Here is a 17497-nt window from a genome sequence, read left to right as displayed (position 1 = left end):
CAGTCATGTCGTTTTCTGGCCTTAATTATTCATATGATTAAAACTTCTATTTTGTTTATAGGATAAAATATGGCGCACACAGAGTTCGATAAAATAATGACTGAGCTAGTTGATTATGCTTATGAGCAAACAACCTTTGATAATGAAACGCTCAATATGGCATGTTTTTGTTTGCTGGATTCAATTGGATGTGCAATTGCTGCCTCTACTGATGCAGACTGTTCTAGGCTGATGCGTAGTGTGCAATTCAGTAAAAACCATCAAGGTGTTCCAGTTATGGGGACAGCCCTACGTTTAGGGCCTATCGAAGCGGCTTTTCAGATTGGTTCAATGATCCGTTGGCTAGAATTCAACGATACATGGCTAGCGCAAGAATGGGGGCATCCATCGGATAACTTAGGAGCAATCCTAGCTGCAGCAGCATGGAAGAGTTTTTCCGATAGCAATCAGCCAACTGTCAATATGGCTGATGTTCTGAATACCATGATTCGCGCTTATGAAATACATGGTGTGCTGTGCCTGTCGAACTGTTTTAATGCGCTAGGCATTGACCATGTTGTGCTAGTCAAAGTGGCCTCAGTTGTTGCTTCTGCGCAGATTATGGGGTTATCAAAGGATCAGGCGCTTAGCGCACTTTCAAACGTAATTATTGATGGTTACGCACTCAGAACTTACCGACATGCGCCAAATGCAGGAACGCGTAAATCATGGGCTGCAGGTGATGCTACCGCTCGTGGCTTGCAATTTGCGCTGTTTGCTCAGGCCGATGAAATGGGATATCCCACGGCGCTAACGGCCAAACGTTGGGGGTTTGATGATGTGGTACTTCGTGGGCAATCGTTCAACTTGACGCGAAAACTGTCTGATTTTGTTATCAAAAATATTCTGTTCAAAGTTCCCAATCCTGCTGAATATCATGCGCAAACAGCAGTTGAGGCAGCGATTAATTTACGCGAAAGAATGCTTGCAGCCGGATATTCATCTGAAGCTATAGAATATGTGCGAGTAGAAACAACACGGCCAGCTATTCAAATCATTGATAAATTAGGCCTGCTGAATAATTCAGCTGATCGTGACCATTGCCTTCAATATATGGTCGCGGTAGGCTTGCAAACCGGAAATTTAACAGTCAAAGATTTTCACGATCCGTTGGCTTCCGATCCGCATCTAGAAATATTACGCCACAAAATCACATGTACTGAACGACCTTCATTCACTGAAAGCTACTATAATCCAGAAAAACGCGCGATCCCAAATGCACTCTATATAAAATACCGTGGAGTGGCGGAAGAAATTTCGGAAATTATTGAATATCCGCTTGGACATGTCCGCCGTCGTGAAGAATGTTTCGACGCACTGCTCACTAAATTCCATCTGAATCTTGCCGACAGTCCGCTACGCGAGCGGGCGGATAAGTTAGCCGATATCTTGACCTCATACACGAAGATGGAAGCTATGAGTGTTACCGACTTCCTGAAAATGTTTTCCTGGGATTAATTTATCCCCAAATTATTCCCATAACTTTATAACGCTAAAGGTGATTGAAGTGAAAAAGGCTATATTGGCTGGCTGCGGTGCTGAGATTGGGGCAAATCTTCTGATTCAAAACAATCCTCAACAGGATGGTTTTGTGGTACAGACTGTAATAACGAATCCGCCTGCGGTCGATAAACACTATCCTGAATTACATCCAATTGATGGTATTGTGGCGCGTTTAGCGATGGCACAACCCGGCATTCAGTCTCGAGTCAACATTATTAATGATAATATTCTGCAAATTGACGGTCGTGAAATTCATTTCTTTTTTGGTGACTTAACCAAAGAATACCCGCAGGTAGTAGAAGGGCACTTTGATATCGGTTTTATCGCCACCAGCAAACAGGATGTTAATCAGAACAGTCCTGTAGCTCGTAATATGCAGGAATTGGCCGACGTAGTGTTGGGGGTTGCAGAAGCCGATAGTCTGAAAAGCATTTACGGTTGCCTTGGCGACCTGACAAGTGACGATATTATTACGATACAGCGTAAGGTAGTGAGTTCCGGTATGTACTGCCTAGGATCCTGTCAGACCAATGGCATGCATGCTTCATTACGTGTTGTGGTTGAGGCATTGGGTGCCATTAATGGTAATGCTTCGCAGATTGTGTCAATTGAAACTGATATTGTGCATCCAGATACTCCGAATGGCGTATTGGGTACACGCTCGTTTGAAGGCCGTATGCAGGATGCTCGTGACAATCTGCGCCCAAGTTTTTCCCAAATTTCTATGAGTCAGAAAAAAGTTATGCCGTGGGCTCCGCTGGTGAATACCATATCGTTACGTGCGCCGGTTCATGCTCCGGGGTATCAGGTTAATCGCTTTATTGTAGAAGATAAAGGTGCTTTAACTACCGAATTAATTGAAGCAGTCATTAAACGTATTAGCAATGCTCATCCTTATGTGGTTATGGCCTCGCGTTCACCTCTGGGAGGGCGAGCTTATGCTTATGAACATCGTTGTTCAACTATTCTCTCTGACGCCAACCATTTACTGATTCTCCGTCCAGACTATTTGGTAAAGCAAAATCTGAGTGAAGTGATTATCCAATCTTTCGTTAACAATACGGTCGGTTATACGGCAGTTGTTCGAGCGGTAGCACGCAATATTGCCCAAGGATTATCTGTGTCGACCTTTCAGGAGATTGAAAAATGACACATTCACATATTGTTGATTTTTTAAATTCTGGTTTTGTGGTGAAGACAGCTATGTCAGCCGCTTTTAATAGTAAGCTGAAGGCTGAAATTGAGCAAATTCATGCATTACACGCTATTTACCCTGAGCTTATGGTACCAGTTCTACACGAGGGATCAGTCGCTGGGCGGCAATTTTATGTACTTGAAAAGAAAGAGGCGCTTTCGTTATCGAATATCGTGTTTGATGAAGGGCGGCCGCTCGCAGCGCGGCGTAAAATCGTTCTGAATACGCTGGATGAAATACAAAGAGCGATAGGGTTGGAGACAGATAACCAGCCTATGCAGCTCCACAATATGCCTGCCAAGTTACTGGAGGAGTGGCAAGGAGCGTGGTTTGCACACGACCTGTTTGACAAGCCTGTTTTACTTAATGGCATCCGTTTTAGCATTACTGCCAGAGAGGTTTTTGAAAAAGCGCTGTCCATGGCTCGTAGAGAAACATTCCGATCAGTAGAACAGGCGCATTTCAATTTTCATTTCGGCAATGTGCTTTATGACGAAGAGCGAACTATAACCAACTTTATCGATCCTGATTTTTCAGTTCGTGGCCTCGATCCGCTTTTCGGTTTTTCTCGTTTTGCTTTTTCTTTTTGGCATGAATTGGCGGTTGGGGTTAAGGACGCTGTTAAAATGATACCGATGTCTGACGCGCTAATGTTTGTTCTAGCTAAACAGGATTACGGCAATATTCTTAACGAAATTTCGGAAATCAGAGGGATCTCCGGCATGCTTCCACTTATAGGGGAGTGTATGCGTGATCGGTTTTATGTGCTCACGGCTTACTGTTTCCTTAGAAGCATTCGTATCAACGGTAGCAAACAGCAGTGGAAAGCACTGCGTACTCCGGTGATAGCACGACCAGAAGAGGTACTGACGCTGGGAATGTTGACCTATCTCGAAGGAGAGTATGCCGCGAGCGAAAGTTTGTGTGCGTAACTTCATTCTAATTAAGGATCTGTGAATATGTCGTTAGTTAGCAATAGTCATACTAGCGCACTCGATCAAGGCTTTGAGCCTCCAAGGCGCTATTTAGCCGCAGCAGCCATATTGATAGGTGTGTTGATGGCGGCGCTAGATAGTTCCATTGTCAATATTGCATTGCCCTCAATTGCCAGTACATTACAGGTTGATTCAGCATCCAGTATCTGGATTGCCAACGGTTATCAGGTAGCCTGTGCGGCGACAATGTTGGTTTGTGCATCTCTGGGAACCCGAATTGGTGTGAAACGCTTTTATACCATAGGAATGGTGTTATTCACGGTCTCTTCTCTGGGGTGTGGCTTTTCGCCAACCTTCGAAGTATTGGTTTTTATGCGGATATTGCAAGGGGTAAGCTATGCGGTAATGATAAGTGTGGGGTTGGGGTTATATCGGGTTATATTTCCACCCAAAGCATTGGGAACGATATTTGGGCTCAATGCGTTAGCATTCGCAGTGGGAACGGCTATCGGCCCGGTGCTGGGAGGGGTTATTATTTCATATCTATCTTGGCCTTGGCTTTTTTATATCAATATTCCTCTTGGGGGGCTTGCTATTGTCTTCTCGTTTATCTCATTAGGGCGAGATTATGAAACTGAGAACGGCTTTGATTGGATGGGAGCGGTAAGTTCGGTGGCTGCGTTGGGTTTGATGGTGGTCGCAGTTGATCAAATTGGCCGCTGGGAGAGTCATATGTTGATCTATTGCGCTGTGGCGTCCGTGGTATTCTTTACCCTCTTTTTTACCGCCCAGGCACGTTCAAAGCACCCATTATTACCACTTGATATATTTCTTTCACGACAATATACCTTCGCAGTGCTCTCTTCCGTTTCCATGTTCGTGGCTCAAGGGATGGCGTTGGTAGGCTTACCTTTTGTATTGCAACAGACCTATAACTACTCGGTTTTGGAGTCAGCATTTATCTTTACACCATGGCCAGTGGCTGTCGTAATCTGCGCCCCGATAGCAGGAAGGTTGTCAAACCATTTCAATCCGACTCAAATATCTACCGTCGGAGTAATGATCTTTTGTATTGGCTTAGGTTTATTGGCTCTGTTGCCGGAACTTGCTACGGTGAATGATTTCCTATGGCGAGTGGCCATTTGTGGGGTTGGCTATGGCCTCTTCCTGCCACCAAACAATAAGGAAATGTTTGTCAATGTTGCTGCCAATCGAACGGTTACAGCTTCTGGGGTATTATCAACCGCCAGAACGATAGGGCAGTCGATCGGTGCGGCATTGGTTGCTATGGTTATTACATTGTTGAATGGCATCTCAGGGGGCGCTGGTGTGCAGTTTGCCATCTATGTTTTTGGTGTCGCCTGCGTGATTGCGGCTATATCATCTGTTGTCAGTACATTACGTCTACATCGCTAACAGAGGAGGACGCCAGCAGTGGCAAATATTTTACTGTCAATAAGTTAGGTACAGTTGGCAACAAGTCTTTATAGAGTTTGAGCAAACCACCCGCTATGCGGGTGGTTATGATTATATTCAAAAGTTCAATTAGCTAATAATTGAACTTTGTTGTGACTGTTGGTTTTTGCTAGTTGCTTGAGCAAAGAATAGGCTGCGGTAGCTAGTGTAGTAACCGACATACATAATAGGGAATGTGATTAAGAGACCTAAACCGAATGGGATTGCAGAAATGAACATAATAATGCCCATCACGACGAAGAATAGGATACCCTGCAGGATGTTTTTGCTAACCGCCTTTAGGCTTGCAGAAATAGCTGCACCCACTTTAAAATCATGATTCATGATTAATGCAGGAGCAAACCAAGTCATTGCCGCTCCAACTAAACCAGCAACGATCATAATAACCATAATATAGAAGAATGAACCACTTAGAGCCATAATTGTTTCAGGGGAAACTTGGCCACCTTGGCTTGCTTCTAACACAATGCTCAGTAATGCTGTTCCGCCGATCATCATTGCAATGATACCGCCGATTAATGAGACACCGAAGTTAATCGCACCTACAGCAAATAGGGCACCAAATTTTTGTTGGAATCCAGCAAATAATAGCCCGATTTCAACTTCACCGGTTCTACGTTGTTTTTCGCTAATGGCAATGATGCCACCAATTAGAATTGGCGTAATAAACGATACGAAAAAGTTAACGAATGGGATCATAGAAACAACAAGTATCACTGCAAAGAAAATAATGTTGATAAGAACCCACATGCCTAATTTTTCTTTCACCATTGCCCAAGCTTGGCTGATCCAATTAATCCCTTCACCTGCATCAACAGCTCGAGGTTCTGCAAGAAAAATTGAAGTATCAACTTGACTCGGTTGGTTTTCAGAGGGAGCAGGCGCACTCTGTGAATCGAAATTTTCACTATTCATGATCTAGTATTAACCCGTAATTTATAGAGAATTAGCAATATATTATTATTGAAAATAGTTAGTCAAAAAAACAAAAAATAAAAATATAGATAACAATTTATTATGCAAGCAAACGTATACTATTCAAAGCAGACTATTCTGGTAACCATTGTTTTTAAGTTATGAAGTTGTTATTTAAGGGAAAATAATGTTTTATCGTGACAATGTAGAATTGGAAATAGGGAAATAACACTTTATTTGGATAAATAAAAGACACGACTCAAATTGATTTCTTACTGTTAAAAGTAGAATTTTAAAGGAGTGAATAATAGGTTGTAGAAAATAACGGCTCTATACTCGTCATACTTCAAGTTGCAGCGCTTTTTGTTGAGGAATAAGTGACTACGTTCAGCTAGCCGAGTCACATAGTTTATCTATGCTCCCCGTCTATCTTCACTTGTCGCCTACCTGCACCTCGAATTATTGAGAGTATATAATAATAGAACCGTTATAATCAGTTAATACATCACTTTGTGACCATAACTTTCAAGTATGCTTTTTACTCGTTCCATTGTTTCTTTTGATGGTGGTTTAACACCATCTAATTTGTACTCTTCACCCATGGTTTCCCACTTGTGTTTACCTAATTCATGGTAAGGGAGTAACTCAATTTTTTCGATATTTTTCATGTCCTTGGTAAATTCCCCAAGTAAATGAACAGAATGGTCATCATCGCTCCAACCTGGAACCACAACATAACGAACCCACGTTTTTTGATTGCGTTTCGCAAGGTATCGAGCAAATTCAAGTGTACGATGGTTTGAAACACCTACTAATGTTTGGTGTATTTCATCATTAAGTTGTTTTAAATCGAGCATCACTAAATCAGTGACTTCCATCAATTCATCAATAACTGGGTCATAGCGACGAACAAAGCCATTAGTATCAAGGCAGGTGTGGATGTTTTGTGCTTTACATGCACGGAACCAGTCGCGAACAAATTCAGCTTGTAAAATCGCTTCTCCGCCGGATGCGGTGACACCACCACCTGTGGCATTCATAAAGTGACGATAAGTCACTGCTTCTTTCATTAATTCATCAACGGTAACGATTTGCCCTGTATGGGTGTCCCATGTATCGCGGTTATGGCAATACATGCAGCGCATCAGGCAGCCTTGAAAGAAGACGATAAAACGGATCCCCGGTCCATCGACGGTTCCACATGATTCAAATGAGTGGATACGACCAAGCGTTGCTGGCGGCGAGGTGGTTGAAATATCAAGAGTTGGAATAGTTGTTGTGGTCGACATAGCAGGAACTCCAAAAATACCTGTCATACTTAATGTGAGGCTATTCGTGAGCAATTTAAAGTATTCAGGTTTAGTTCTAAAAAAGCCCCATAGTAGTGGGGCTTTTTAGTTATTTTAATTGATTTACTAATCTAATTATTACATTGAACTTGTGAAAGTACGAGTAATAACGTCTTGCTGCTGTTCTTTAGTTAATGAGTTAAAGCGCACTGCATAACCTGAAACACGGATAGTTAACTGTGGATATTTCTCTGGGTTTTCCATCGCATCCAACAGCATTTCACGGTTCATGACGTTAACGTTCAAGTGCTGACCGCCTTCGATAGAGGCTTCATGGTGGAAGTAACCATCCATTAGGCCTGCTAAGTTCGCTTTACGCACATCATCATCTTTACCTAATGCATTTGGTACAATAGAGAAGGTATAAGAAATACCATCTTTCGCGTAAGCAAATGGCAGTTTAGCAACTGAAGTCAGTGAAGCAACCGCGCCTTTTTGGTCACGACCGTGCATTGGGTTTGCACCTGGTCCGAATGGTGCGCCAGCACGACGACCATCTGGTGTGTTACCTGTTTTCTTACCATACACAACGTTAGAAGTGATAGTTAAGATGGACTGAGTTGGCACTGCATTACGGTAAGTGTGCAGTTTCTGAATTTTCTTCATGAAACGTTCAACTAAGTCGCAAGCGATATCATCAACACGAGAGTCGTTGTTACCAAATTGTGGGTATTCACCTTCAATTTCAAAGTCGACAGCAATGCCGTCTTCATCACGAATTGGTTTAACTTTTGCGTATTTGATAGCAGACAGTGAGTCAGCTGCAACTGACAGACCCGCGATACCACATGCCATTGTACGATATACATCACGGTCATGCAGAGCCATCAATGCAGCTTCGTAGCTGTATTTGTCATGCATATAGTGAATGATATTCAGTGCAGTCACATATTGAGTTGCTAACCAATCCATGAAGTGATCCATACGATCCATCACAGTATCGAAGTCAAGAACTTCATCCATGATTGGTGCATGTTTAGGACCGACTTGCATTTTCAGTTTTTCATCAATACCACCGTTGATGGTATACAGCATGGTTTTCGCTAAGTTAGCACGAGCACCGAAGAACTGCATTTGTTTACCAACAATCATTGGGCTAACGCAACATGCGATAGCATAGTCATCGTTGTTAAAGTCTGGACGCATTAAGTCATCGTTTTCATACTGCACTGATGATGTATCGATTGAAACTTTTGCAGCGAATTTTTTGAAGCTAAGTGGTAGTTGCTCTGACCACAGGATAGTCATGTTTGGCTCTGGAGAAGGGCCCATGGTATACAGTGTATTCAGGAAACGGAAGGTGTTTTTGGTCACAAGTGTACGACCATCAAGACCCATACCTGCTAGTGATTCTGTTGCCCAAATTGGGTCACCAGAGAACAGCTCATCATATTCAGGCGTACGTAAGAAACGAACCATACGTAGTTTCATGACTAAGTGGTCAATCAGCTCTTGTGCTTCTTGTTCAGTCAGTTTGCCTTCTTCAATATCACGTTGGATATAAACGTCTAAGAAGGTTGAAACACGGCCGAATGACATTGCCGCACCATTTTGTGATTTAACTGCCGCTAAGTAACCGAAGTAAGTCCACTGAACGGCTTCTTGTGCATTAGTTGCAGGAGCAGAGATGTCATAGCCATATTTTGCTGCCATCTCTTTGATTTGACCTAGTGCACGGTGCTGTTCAGCAATTTCTTCGCGCAATTGGATGGTCATTTGTAGATCTTCACCTTTCTCTAATTTTTCTTGCAGAGAAGTGAATTGATTGAATTTGTCTTTCATCAGGAAATCAATACCGTACAGAGCAACACGACGGTAGTCACCGATGATACGACCACGACCATAAGCATCAGGTAGACCGGTTAAGATACCTGACTTACGGCATTTCAGAATGTCTGGGGTATAGACATCGAAAACGCCTTGGTTGTGAGTTTTACGGTAGTCAGTAAAGATTTTTTTCAGGCTTGGATCTAAGGTACGGTCGTAGGCTTTACATGAACCTTCAACCATTTTGATCCCACCGAATGGGATAAGACCACGTTTCAGAGGAGCATCAGTTTGCAAACCAACGATTTGCTCTAAATCTTTAGCGATGTAGCCCGCATCATGGGAAGTAATCGTTGACGCAACATCAGTGTCAAAATCAACGGGGGCATGAGTACGGTTTTCGATTTTGATACCTTCCATGACTTTTTCCCACAACTTATCAGTTGCTGGGGTAGAGCCTGCTAAGAAAGATTCATCACCTTCATATGGAGTATAGTTTTTCTGGATGAAGTCACGTACATCGACGTTATTCTGCCAGTTACCTTGGTTAAAACCTTGCCATGCTAAAGCGAATTTTTCATTTAATTCTGACATGATACTTTTACCTTTTAACAATGGATCTTTTAAGGATCTTAATAAATCTTTTCGTGTGTGTCAGTGGCTATTAATGTTTTTGACCACTACGTAAATGCATGAACCAGTAAATCAGACCAACCAACAGAGCTCCGCCAATGATATTACCGATAGTGACGGGGATCAGGTTGTCTGTAATAAAATTGCTGACAGTCAGTTGAGAGAATTGTTCTGGTGAGACGCCAATTTGAGCCCAGTATTCAACAGGTGCAAATTCTTTGATCATGATGCCTAATGGGATCATAAACATATTAGCGATGCTATGCTCAAAACCGCTCGCAACGAACATGGCGACAGGGAGCACAAGTACCAATAATTTATCAGCAAGGCTACGACCTGAATAACTCATCCAAACTGCTAAACAAACCATCAAGTTAGCTAAAATACCCAAGCAAACACCTTCTATAAAGGTATGGTGTAGTTTGTGGTCTGCGGTCTGCAGAACATTTAGACCCCATTGGCCATTTGCTGCGGTATATTGGCCGGCAAACCAAATCAGAGCGACAAAAAACAGTGCGCCAATTAAGTTACCGATATAAACATTGAACCAATTTAGGAACATTTGTCCCCAAGTGATCCTGCCTGTGGCTTTTGACACTATGGTGAGTACGGTGGAGGTAAATAAATCTGCGCCGCAAACCACAACAAGCATCAATCCAAGAGAGAAACACACGCCACCAATTAATTTAGTAAAACCAAATGGAGCTGCTTGCGCGCCGGTGGTCGCAGTAATATAAAAAACGAATGCGATGGATATAAAAATACCGGCAGTGAATGCTGACAAGTAAGTAATTGCAGGATGTTTATTGGCCTTGTAGACACCAGAGTCATCCGCTACTTGAGCCATTACAGCAGGAGGCAAAAGATTAAAAGGGTTGTCAGCTTTCATACTAACACTCTCTTACAAAGTTGATTAATTATAGCACGCAATAATAGTAACAAACGGCATAACTGAGAAATTTGATATGGATCATGAACTCTTGCAAGTTACCGTTACCATTTGTTAAGAAAAAGTAAAAATTAGCACTATATATTTGATTTTATTGGTATAAATAAATTTTAAATTTTATAAAAATTTTTTATGTTGTAGTGCTTAACCTAAAAATAAAGTAAATAAATGGGATGGATTGTTACCCAATTATTAAAAAATATAGTTTACTTTTAATTAATTTAACTTATGAAAAGATAATGGCCCGAAGGCCATTATCTAAAAAGGATTAAATCAAGAAAAATTAAGCGTTCTCACGTTTCGCTTTTTGCAATTTTTCATAAGCAGCCAGTAGCGCTTGGTGAGCAGGTAATGCTTTTAATTCATCGTCAATTGACCACAAGCCATAGAAACTTGCATCTCCCACTAATGCAGCTGATGCAGCATCAACTGCCTCCTGACCATACATACGGACAAATGCAGTGTAGTACTGTGACATGTCACGCTGTTCTTCTTGGCTTAATAACAACAAAGTGTGTAAACAGCGATAGTAATTAGCACGTTCAGCCGTAAATACTGAGCTATTGAAATCTTGAGTCCATTCAACCCAAGCAAGGGCTTGGTCAAGATCTCCTCCAGCAAGTGCTAACATTGATTTCAATTCACCAACGCGCAGGTTGCTCCAGCCGTTATCTTTACCTACTGCAAGGCCGAGTAGCTCACGTACACGTGTGAAGTCATCAAGACCTTCATCATCTAGCTGTTCAATTAAGGCCAGATAATCTTGTTTTTCCCATTGGCTGCTAGGTAGATTGATAATGGTTTCGCGTAGATGTGCTCCCATCGAATTATTCGCAATATGCAGGTCTTCAACGGGGTAAATATCCGACATACCAGGGACTAAAATACGACATGCATACACGCCGAGGTGGTTATAATCAGCGATATACACTTCTGCATCTAATTGATTGAATATCGCCATCAGGGTAGCAAATTCTTCTTGTGTGGTACCTTTGAAGCTCCAATCAGCAAAGTCATAGTCAGCATCATCTTTAAACAAATCCCAGCTAATCAGACCGCTTGAATCGATAAAGTGTGTCTCTAAGTTAGTATGTTCAGCGACTTCTTCATCATCAAAAGTTGGCGCATTGAATACATCGAGATCTTTTAATCCACGTCCTTGAAGCAACTCAGTGACGGTGCGCTCTAATGCAACGCCAAAATCAGGGTGTGCACCGAAAGAAGCGAAGCAAGTGCCATTTTGTGGGTTAAATAACACCACACAAATAACAGGGAATTGACCACCGAGAGATGCGTCATAACAGAAAATTGGGAAGCCTTCATTTTCTAGTGTATTGACCGCTTCAACAACGGTTGGGTAACGTGCCATCACTTCTTCTGGGATTGCAGGCAAACTGATGCTTTCTGCAATAATACGGTTTTTAACAAAACGTTCGAAAACTTCAGATAGACCTTGAACGCGAGCTTCATTTGGTGTGTTACCTGCGGACATACCGTTAGAAACATACAAATTTCCAATGATATTCATCGGGATATAGACGGTTTGATTATCAGACTGGCGAGTGAAAGGTAGCGCACAGATACCACGTTCTTCATTGCCTGATTGCAGATCAATTAATTGGCTACCTGCTAGTGCATTGTCCGGATCATAAAACTTACGTAAACGTGCATCCAAAATGCCTTCTGGCAATTCATCGTCTTCAGTTAATGGGAACCATTTTTCATTTGGATAATGAACAAAATCACCTTCTGCGATCGATTTGCCTAAATAGAAGTCAGCAAAGAAATAGTTTGTGGATAAACGTTCAAAATATTCACCCAGAGCGGAAGCTAAAGCCGCTTTTTTGCTGGCTCCTTTACCATTGGTAAAGCACAGAGGGCATTCTTTATCACGGATATGCACTGACCAAACATTGGGTACAGGATTCAGCCATGAGGCTTCTTCAATATCAAATCCTAGCTTTTTCAGTTTAGTTTGAAATGCTTCGATGGAAACTTCAAGGGCGGCATCTTTGCCTGGAATAAATGTTTGGCTCATCAGTTCTATGGCTTATTAGTTTGAGGGATAATTGGCGCCTATGATACGGATTTTTGTATTATAGCTCACGCAAAATTATCAGATAGCCAGCAATTTCATCTAAAATAATAAGCGTCATCACGGAAATATTGTTCTAATTCCACATAATAACTGCAGTTAATATAAGTAGGAGTTATAGGATGAAACTTAGCAACAAAGTATTACTGGCAACAGCTATCTCGCTTTCGCTCTGTACTGGTTCGGCATTTGCATTACCTAATATCACGGTATTAGCAACCGGAGGAACGATTGCTGGTGGGGGCGATTCGTCAACATCATCAAGCTATCAAGCAGGAAAAGTTGGGATCGATGCGTTGATTAATGCAGTACCAGAGATAAAAAAGATTGCTAATCTCAGTGGTGAGCAAGTCGTCAATATCGGCTCTCAAGATATGAATGATCAAGTTTGGTTAACGCTAGCAAAAAAAATTAACCAAGAGTGTGATAAAACGAATGGTTTTGTAATCACTCATGGCACTGACACACTCGAAGAAACAGCTTTTTTCCTTGATCTCACCACTTCGTGCCAGAAACCGATTGTATTAGTAGGCGCGATGAGGCCATCAACGGCACTGGGTGCCGATGGTCCGTTAAATCTTTACAACGCAGTTGTACTGGCAACGGATCAATCTGCGGGGGATCGTGGCGTGCTGATGGTTATGAATGATAAAGTCGTTCAAGGGCGTGATGTGGTAAAAATGAGTACAACTGAAGTACAAGCTTTTGACGCAGTCAATGCTGGGGCACAAGGTTTTATTCATGATGGTAAAGTGACATTTTATAAATCTGCGATACCAAGAACCAACAAAGCTGCTTTTGATGTCAGCAAATTAGATAAACTGCCTAAAGTTGATATTATTTACAATTATGCAAATGCATCAGCTGCACCAATCAAAGCACTGAGAGAAGAGGGTGTTGAAGGTATTGTCAGCGCAGGTGTTGGTAATGGAAACATGTATAAAACAGTTTTTGATGCTCTCGCTACTGCTGCGAAAGAGGGGATCGTAGTCGTGCGTTCAAGCCGTGTACCAACAGGCTATACAACGCGCAATGCTGAGGTTGATGACAATTTATATGGCTTTGTGGCATCAGAAAGGTTAAACCCTCAAAAAGCTCGCGTTTTATTACAATTAGCTCTCACTGAAACTAAAGATCCAAAACAAATCCAAGCATTATTCGAAAAATACTAATCTGATCGTCAATAAGGGGGGATTCCCCCCTTATTTATAATTTATATGTGCCTACACTTAATAACGGGTAACTGAAATTCGATTTGCCACAATATTTGCGGTGATGAGTGCGAATAGTGGAACAAATGAAAATATCACAAATAGCCATATTGCTGCAGATTGAGTACCTTCAACTCCTCCTGGAGAAGAAAGGCCTGCAAGGTTTGCTATCATACCTGCTAAAGAAGCACCAAAAGCAGTTGAGAATAACTGTAATGTGGTGATCGCTGAAGATGCCTTTTGAGATTCAGAACCTGAAGAAACTTGTAGTACTCTAGCTAATAAATGAGGCCATGTTGCACCAATGCTTGCACCAGTGACAAACAGCATTGAGCAAATAACCCAAATTTGCGCAGATGCGATATAAATTGTTTTTGTCATAAACAGTGTCAGTATAATTAGGCTACTCATGGTGAGTAACGGTGCAAAACGAATAATTTTAGTGGTAACGGCTGGTTTAAGTGATGAAGAAATAATTGCAGCACTTGACCATCCTGCTCCCACTAGGGCTGCTAGATAGCCAGATGCTAATGGAGCAATATCGTGCAGCACTTGTAGGAAATAAGGTACAAATACTTCTGTTTGTACACTTAAACCTAGTAATGCCATCGTCAGATAAATTGGCGCAAGTTGAGCAGATAAATGAAATGTTCCACTGGGAAATAGCGTATTAATACCACGGCGTTCAATAACCGCTAGTCTTACACATAATAGTATTGCTAGAAGCATACCACCAACAGGAATAAGTTTGTCTTGGCTTAAACTACCGATAGAAATAGCCAGTACGGCGGTAGAAAGAAGTAACAATGCTTGTAAAGGGATAGGTTGTTGTGGGCAATGCTCATTCGGATTTTTAGCGGGTAATACTTTTAGCGTTAACCATAAATAAGGGATCCCAACTAAAACTAAGCACCAGAAAGCACCTCGCCAAATATCATATTCAGCAAAAATACCGCCTAAAGCGGGCCCTAATAATGTTGCCATTCCCCACATACTCGACATCATCCCTAATACGCGTGACCATAGATGTTGAGCGAAAACAATATGCACCATTGAATAGGAGAGTGTGAGTAAAATACCTCCACCAGCACCTTGGATAATTCGTCCAAATAACATGATTGGCATTGATGGTGTTATGGCGCATATCACAGAGCCAATTAAAAAAATAACAGTAGCCAACCCATAACTTTTTTTAGGTCCTAATTGATTAAGTATGCGTGATGTGAGGGCGGATAAAATAATCGAAGAAAGGATAAATAAAGTGGTATTCCATGCATAAAAATCAATGCCACCAATATCACGAACAACGGATGGTAATGTAGTGATCGTGATATAGACATTAATTGCATGAAGACAAATACCACCCGATAAAGCGAGTGTTAAGCTAAGATTTTTACCTGTAAGTAAACTGCGCCAACCTTCCTGCTGATGTTTATTCATATTTACTCAATATAAACAGTCTTGATTGATCCTCTTCAAGTTGCAGCATTTTACACTTTTCTGCCTCTGCTATTGGACTATTTCTACTACTAATAATATCAAGCTGCACCTGAAATATTTGAGAGCTCACGAACGTAGACTAAAGCTATTTTATTGAAAGACAAATATTTACTTAGTTTATTTTTAAATAAAAAACTATTTACCAACTAAAGCAGTTTTGTTGCAACTTATCAAGTTTGCTTGAAACGATTACATTCATAGAAGGTTATTTTTTATATTGAAATAAGTCTTATAAGGGCTAGTTTCATGTCGTGTTTTATCTGAACTTAACCATTAATTTAGGATATTAATATGGTTTATATAATTATCACCAATAATTAATCCTGATAATAAATAGAAAAATTAATGTGTCTTAGCTCATGGTTTAGGAATAAATCTATTTTTAGTCTTGATAATTCGCGTCGCGAAAAATAGGCTAAGTAGGAACGCGTATTTTATATGTTGAAACTAATAATTACCTAATGAGCTACTACTAAGATAATAATTCAATAATAATATAAAAGATTAGAGGAAATACCGAATGGTTAATAAAAATGTCAATCATGGCAGGGGGTTGCTTGCACTAAAAATAGCAATTGCATTGGCTCCAGTAAGTTATCAACCAATAAGTTTTGCTGAGCAATTCCTTGATGATTCAACCCTTAAGGGAGGGCTGTATTATTGGCAGCGTGATCGTTCAAGAAAAGATTTGTCCCCCGATAGTGATAAATATAAAAAGTATGTCGATAACCTAAAGCATTCTACCGTCAATGCTAGCCTCGATTATTCTTCTGGTTATTTTCAAGATGTGCTTGGTTTAGATTTAGCCGCATTTACAGCCATTGAGTTATCAAATAGCGGTCCTGCGGCACCTAATGAGATTGGTTTTAGTGACGCGAAAACGCGTTGGGATGAAAAATGGACTGGCGATCGCAGTGGTGTGAGTGTTTATAAAGCCGCCGCAAAAATGAAATATGGCCCATTTTGGGGGCGTGGAGGGTATATTCAACCAACAGGGCAAACACTACTAGCATCCCATTGGAGCTATATGCCTGGCACTTATCGGGGTTTTGAAATCGGCGCTGCATTTGATTTTGAACAAAATGGTGCATTAAGCATGTCATATATGTGGACTGATCGCTATAAAGCGCCTTGGTATCGCGACATGTATAACTTTCGTGAAGCTGATGGACAAACAGGTATTAGTTATCTGCAATCTATTGGCTTCAAATATGATTTCAAAAATTCATTAGTTTTGGAAGGCGCCTACGGGCAAGCAAAAGATTATATGGATCAATATTTTGCTAAAGCCTCTTACGCTGTTCCTGTCGCATCACGTGATCTTCGTATGTCATACCAATTCTATGGCGCTAAAGATAAAGTATCCGACGGTGGTGTGAATGATGTTTATGATGGTTTGGCTTTTTTGCAAGCGGTGACATTGGGATATACCTATGATCAATTTGATTTTCGATTAGAAGGTACTTATTCAAAAGCAAAAGGCAACCAAGGTTATTTTTTACAACGAATGACCCCTGGTTATGCGACTTCAAATGGTCGTTTAGATATTTGGTGGGATGGGCGCTCAGATTATAACGCTAATAATGAAAAAGCAGTCTATGCAGGTGTTATGTATGATCTAGCTAAATGGGATCTGGCTGGCTGGAAAGTCGGTACATCTTATATTTATGGGTGGGATGCTAAGCCAAGTACTAATTCTCAATACGCACAAGATGTAAAATTAAAAGAAAGCGCTTGGAATTTTGATGTTTTATATACTATTCAAACAGGTAGAGCTAAAGACACTTTATTTAAACTACATTTTACTAAATATGATAACCATACTGATATACCAAGTTATGGTGGTGGGTTTGGCAATATATTCCAAGATGAAAAAGACATTAAATTTATGGTGATGATGCCATTTACTATTTTTTGATAGCGCGGTCAC

The 17497-nt window shown here is 41.1% G+C and carries 12 protein-coding genes; 6 read left to right on the top strand and 6 right to left on the bottom strand.

Annotated features, from left to right (window positions below; all coding sequences use genetic code 11):
* Positions 1–69: 69 nt before the first annotated feature.
* From AC3Z9T_RS06240 to AC3Z9T_RS06225, 4 genes are all read left to right on the top strand, one after another.
* On the top strand, positions 70–1497 hold the full coding sequence (locus AC3Z9T_RS06240) for a bifunctional 2-methylcitrate dehydratase/aconitate hydratase (protein ID WP_490125345.1): 1428 nt from the start codon (positions 70–72) through the stop codon (positions 1495–1497).
* A 133-nt stretch (positions 1498–1630) separates the two neighbouring features.
* Positions 1631–2692 carry a hypothetical protein gene (locus AC3Z9T_RS06235; RefSeq protein WP_490125344.1) on the top strand — a complete coding sequence of 354 codons (1062 nt, stop codon included), beginning with the start codon at positions 1631–1633 and terminating at the stop codon, positions 2690–2692.
* Positions 2689–3669, top strand: a complete 981-nt coding sequence (locus AC3Z9T_RS06230) for an aminoglycoside phosphotransferase family protein (RefSeq protein WP_490125343.1) — start codon at positions 2689–2691, stop codon at positions 3667–3669. The genes AC3Z9T_RS06235 and AC3Z9T_RS06230 overlap by 4 nt, the downstream gene beginning before the upstream one ends.
* Positions 3670–3696: 27 nt before the next feature.
* Positions 3697–5088, top strand: coding sequence for an MFS transporter (locus tag AC3Z9T_RS06225; RefSeq protein WP_490125342.1), 1392 nt, complete (start codon positions 3697–3699; stop codon positions 5086–5088).
* Between the two features lie 129 nt (positions 5089–5217).
* On the opposite strand, the gene AC3Z9T_RS06220 is transcribed toward AC3Z9T_RS06225, so the two are convergent.
* From AC3Z9T_RS06220 to ycaO, 5 genes are all read right to left on the bottom strand, one after another.
* Positions 5218–6063: a BPSS1780 family membrane protein gene (locus tag AC3Z9T_RS06220; RefSeq protein ID WP_490125341.1), complete on the bottom strand. Its 846-nt coding sequence runs from the start codon at positions 6061–6063 to the stop codon at positions 5218–5220.
* A 497-nt stretch (positions 6064–6560) separates the two neighbouring features.
* A complete protein-coding gene (pflA, locus tag AC3Z9T_RS06215) occupies positions 6561–7352 on the bottom strand; it encodes a pyruvate formate lyase 1-activating protein (RefSeq protein WP_490125340.1) in 792 nt (263 codons plus the stop codon).
* Between the two features lie 138 nt (positions 7353–7490).
* On the bottom strand, positions 7491–9773 hold the full coding sequence (gene pflB, locus AC3Z9T_RS06210) for a formate C-acetyltransferase (protein WP_490125339.1): 2283 nt from the start codon (positions 9771–9773) through the stop codon (positions 7491–7493).
* 70 nt (positions 9774–9843) lie between these two features.
* The gene (gene focA, locus AC3Z9T_RS06205; RefSeq protein ID WP_490125338.1) at positions 9844–10701 is read right to left on the bottom strand and encodes a formate transporter FocA; all 858 of its coding nucleotides are present in this window, start codon (positions 10699–10701) and stop codon (positions 9844–9846) included.
* Positions 10702–11044: 343 nt separating this feature from the next.
* Positions 11045–12799: a 30S ribosomal protein S12 methylthiotransferase accessory factor YcaO gene (gene ycaO / locus AC3Z9T_RS06200; protein WP_490125337.1), complete on the bottom strand. Its 1755-nt coding sequence runs from the start codon at positions 12797–12799 to the stop codon at positions 11045–11047.
* 179 nt (positions 12800–12978) lie between these two features.
* Between ycaO and ansB the strand changes: the two genes are divergently transcribed.
* On the top strand, positions 12979–14028 hold the full coding sequence (gene ansB, locus AC3Z9T_RS06195) for an L-asparaginase 2 (protein WP_490125336.1): 1050 nt from the start codon (positions 12979–12981) through the stop codon (positions 14026–14028).
* 57 nt (positions 14029–14085) lie between these two features.
* On the opposite strand, the gene AC3Z9T_RS06190 is transcribed toward ansB, so the two are convergent.
* Complete coding sequence (locus AC3Z9T_RS06190; RefSeq protein WP_490125335.1) at positions 14086–15507, bottom strand: MFS transporter; 1422 nt, start codon at positions 15505–15507, stop codon at positions 14086–14088.
* Positions 15508–16087: 580 nt separating this feature from the next.
* Between AC3Z9T_RS06190 and chiP the strand changes: the two genes are divergently transcribed.
* Entirely contained in the window at positions 16088–17485 is a 1398-nt protein-coding gene (gene chiP / locus AC3Z9T_RS06185) for a chitoporin ChiP (protein WP_490125334.1), read from the top strand.
* Positions 17486–17497 lie beyond the last annotated feature (12 nt).

The organism is Providencia sp. 6390 (assembly GCF_058148425.1).
This window is presented reverse-complemented; position numbering and strand designations above follow the sequence as displayed.

Bases quoted from the DNA above. Each gene is read 5' to 3' on its own strand.
- chiP (WP_490125334.1), top strand. From the start codon at position 16,088: ATGGTTAATAAAAATGTCAATCATGGCAGGGGGTTGCTTGCACTAAAA.
- pflA (WP_490125340.1), bottom strand. From the start codon at position 7,352: ATGTCGACCACAACAACTATTCCAACTCTTGATATTTCAACCACCTCG.
- pflB (WP_490125339.1), bottom strand. From the start codon at position 9,773: ATGTCAGAATTAAATGAAAAATTCGCTTTAGCATGGCAAGGTTTTAAC.
- AC3Z9T_RS06240 (WP_490125345.1), top strand. From the start codon at position 70: ATGGCGCACACAGAGTTCGATAAAATAATGACTGAGCTAGTTGATTAT.
- AC3Z9T_RS06225 (WP_490125342.1), top strand. From the start codon at position 3,697: ATGTCGTTAGTTAGCAATAGTCATACTAGCGCACTCGATCAAGGCTTT.
- ycaO (WP_490125337.1), bottom strand. From the start codon at position 12,799: ATGAGCCAAACATTTATTCCAGGCAAAGATGCCGCCCTTGAAGTTTCC.
- ansB (WP_490125336.1), top strand. From the start codon at position 12,979: ATGAAACTTAGCAACAAAGTATTACTGGCAACAGCTATCTCGCTTTCG.
- AC3Z9T_RS06190 (WP_490125335.1), bottom strand. From the start codon at position 15,507: ATGAATAAACATCAGCAGGAAGGTTGGCGCAGTTTACTTACAGGTAAA.
- focA (WP_490125338.1), bottom strand. From the start codon at position 10,701: ATGAAAGCTGACAACCCTTTTAATCTTTTGCCTCCTGCTGTAATGGCT.
- AC3Z9T_RS06220 (WP_490125341.1), bottom strand. From the start codon at position 6,063: ATGAATAGTGAAAATTTCGATTCACAGAGTGCGCCTGCTCCCTCTGAA.
- AC3Z9T_RS06230 (WP_490125343.1), top strand. From the start codon at position 2,689: ATGACACATTCACATATTGTTGATTTTTTAAATTCTGGTTTTGTGGTG.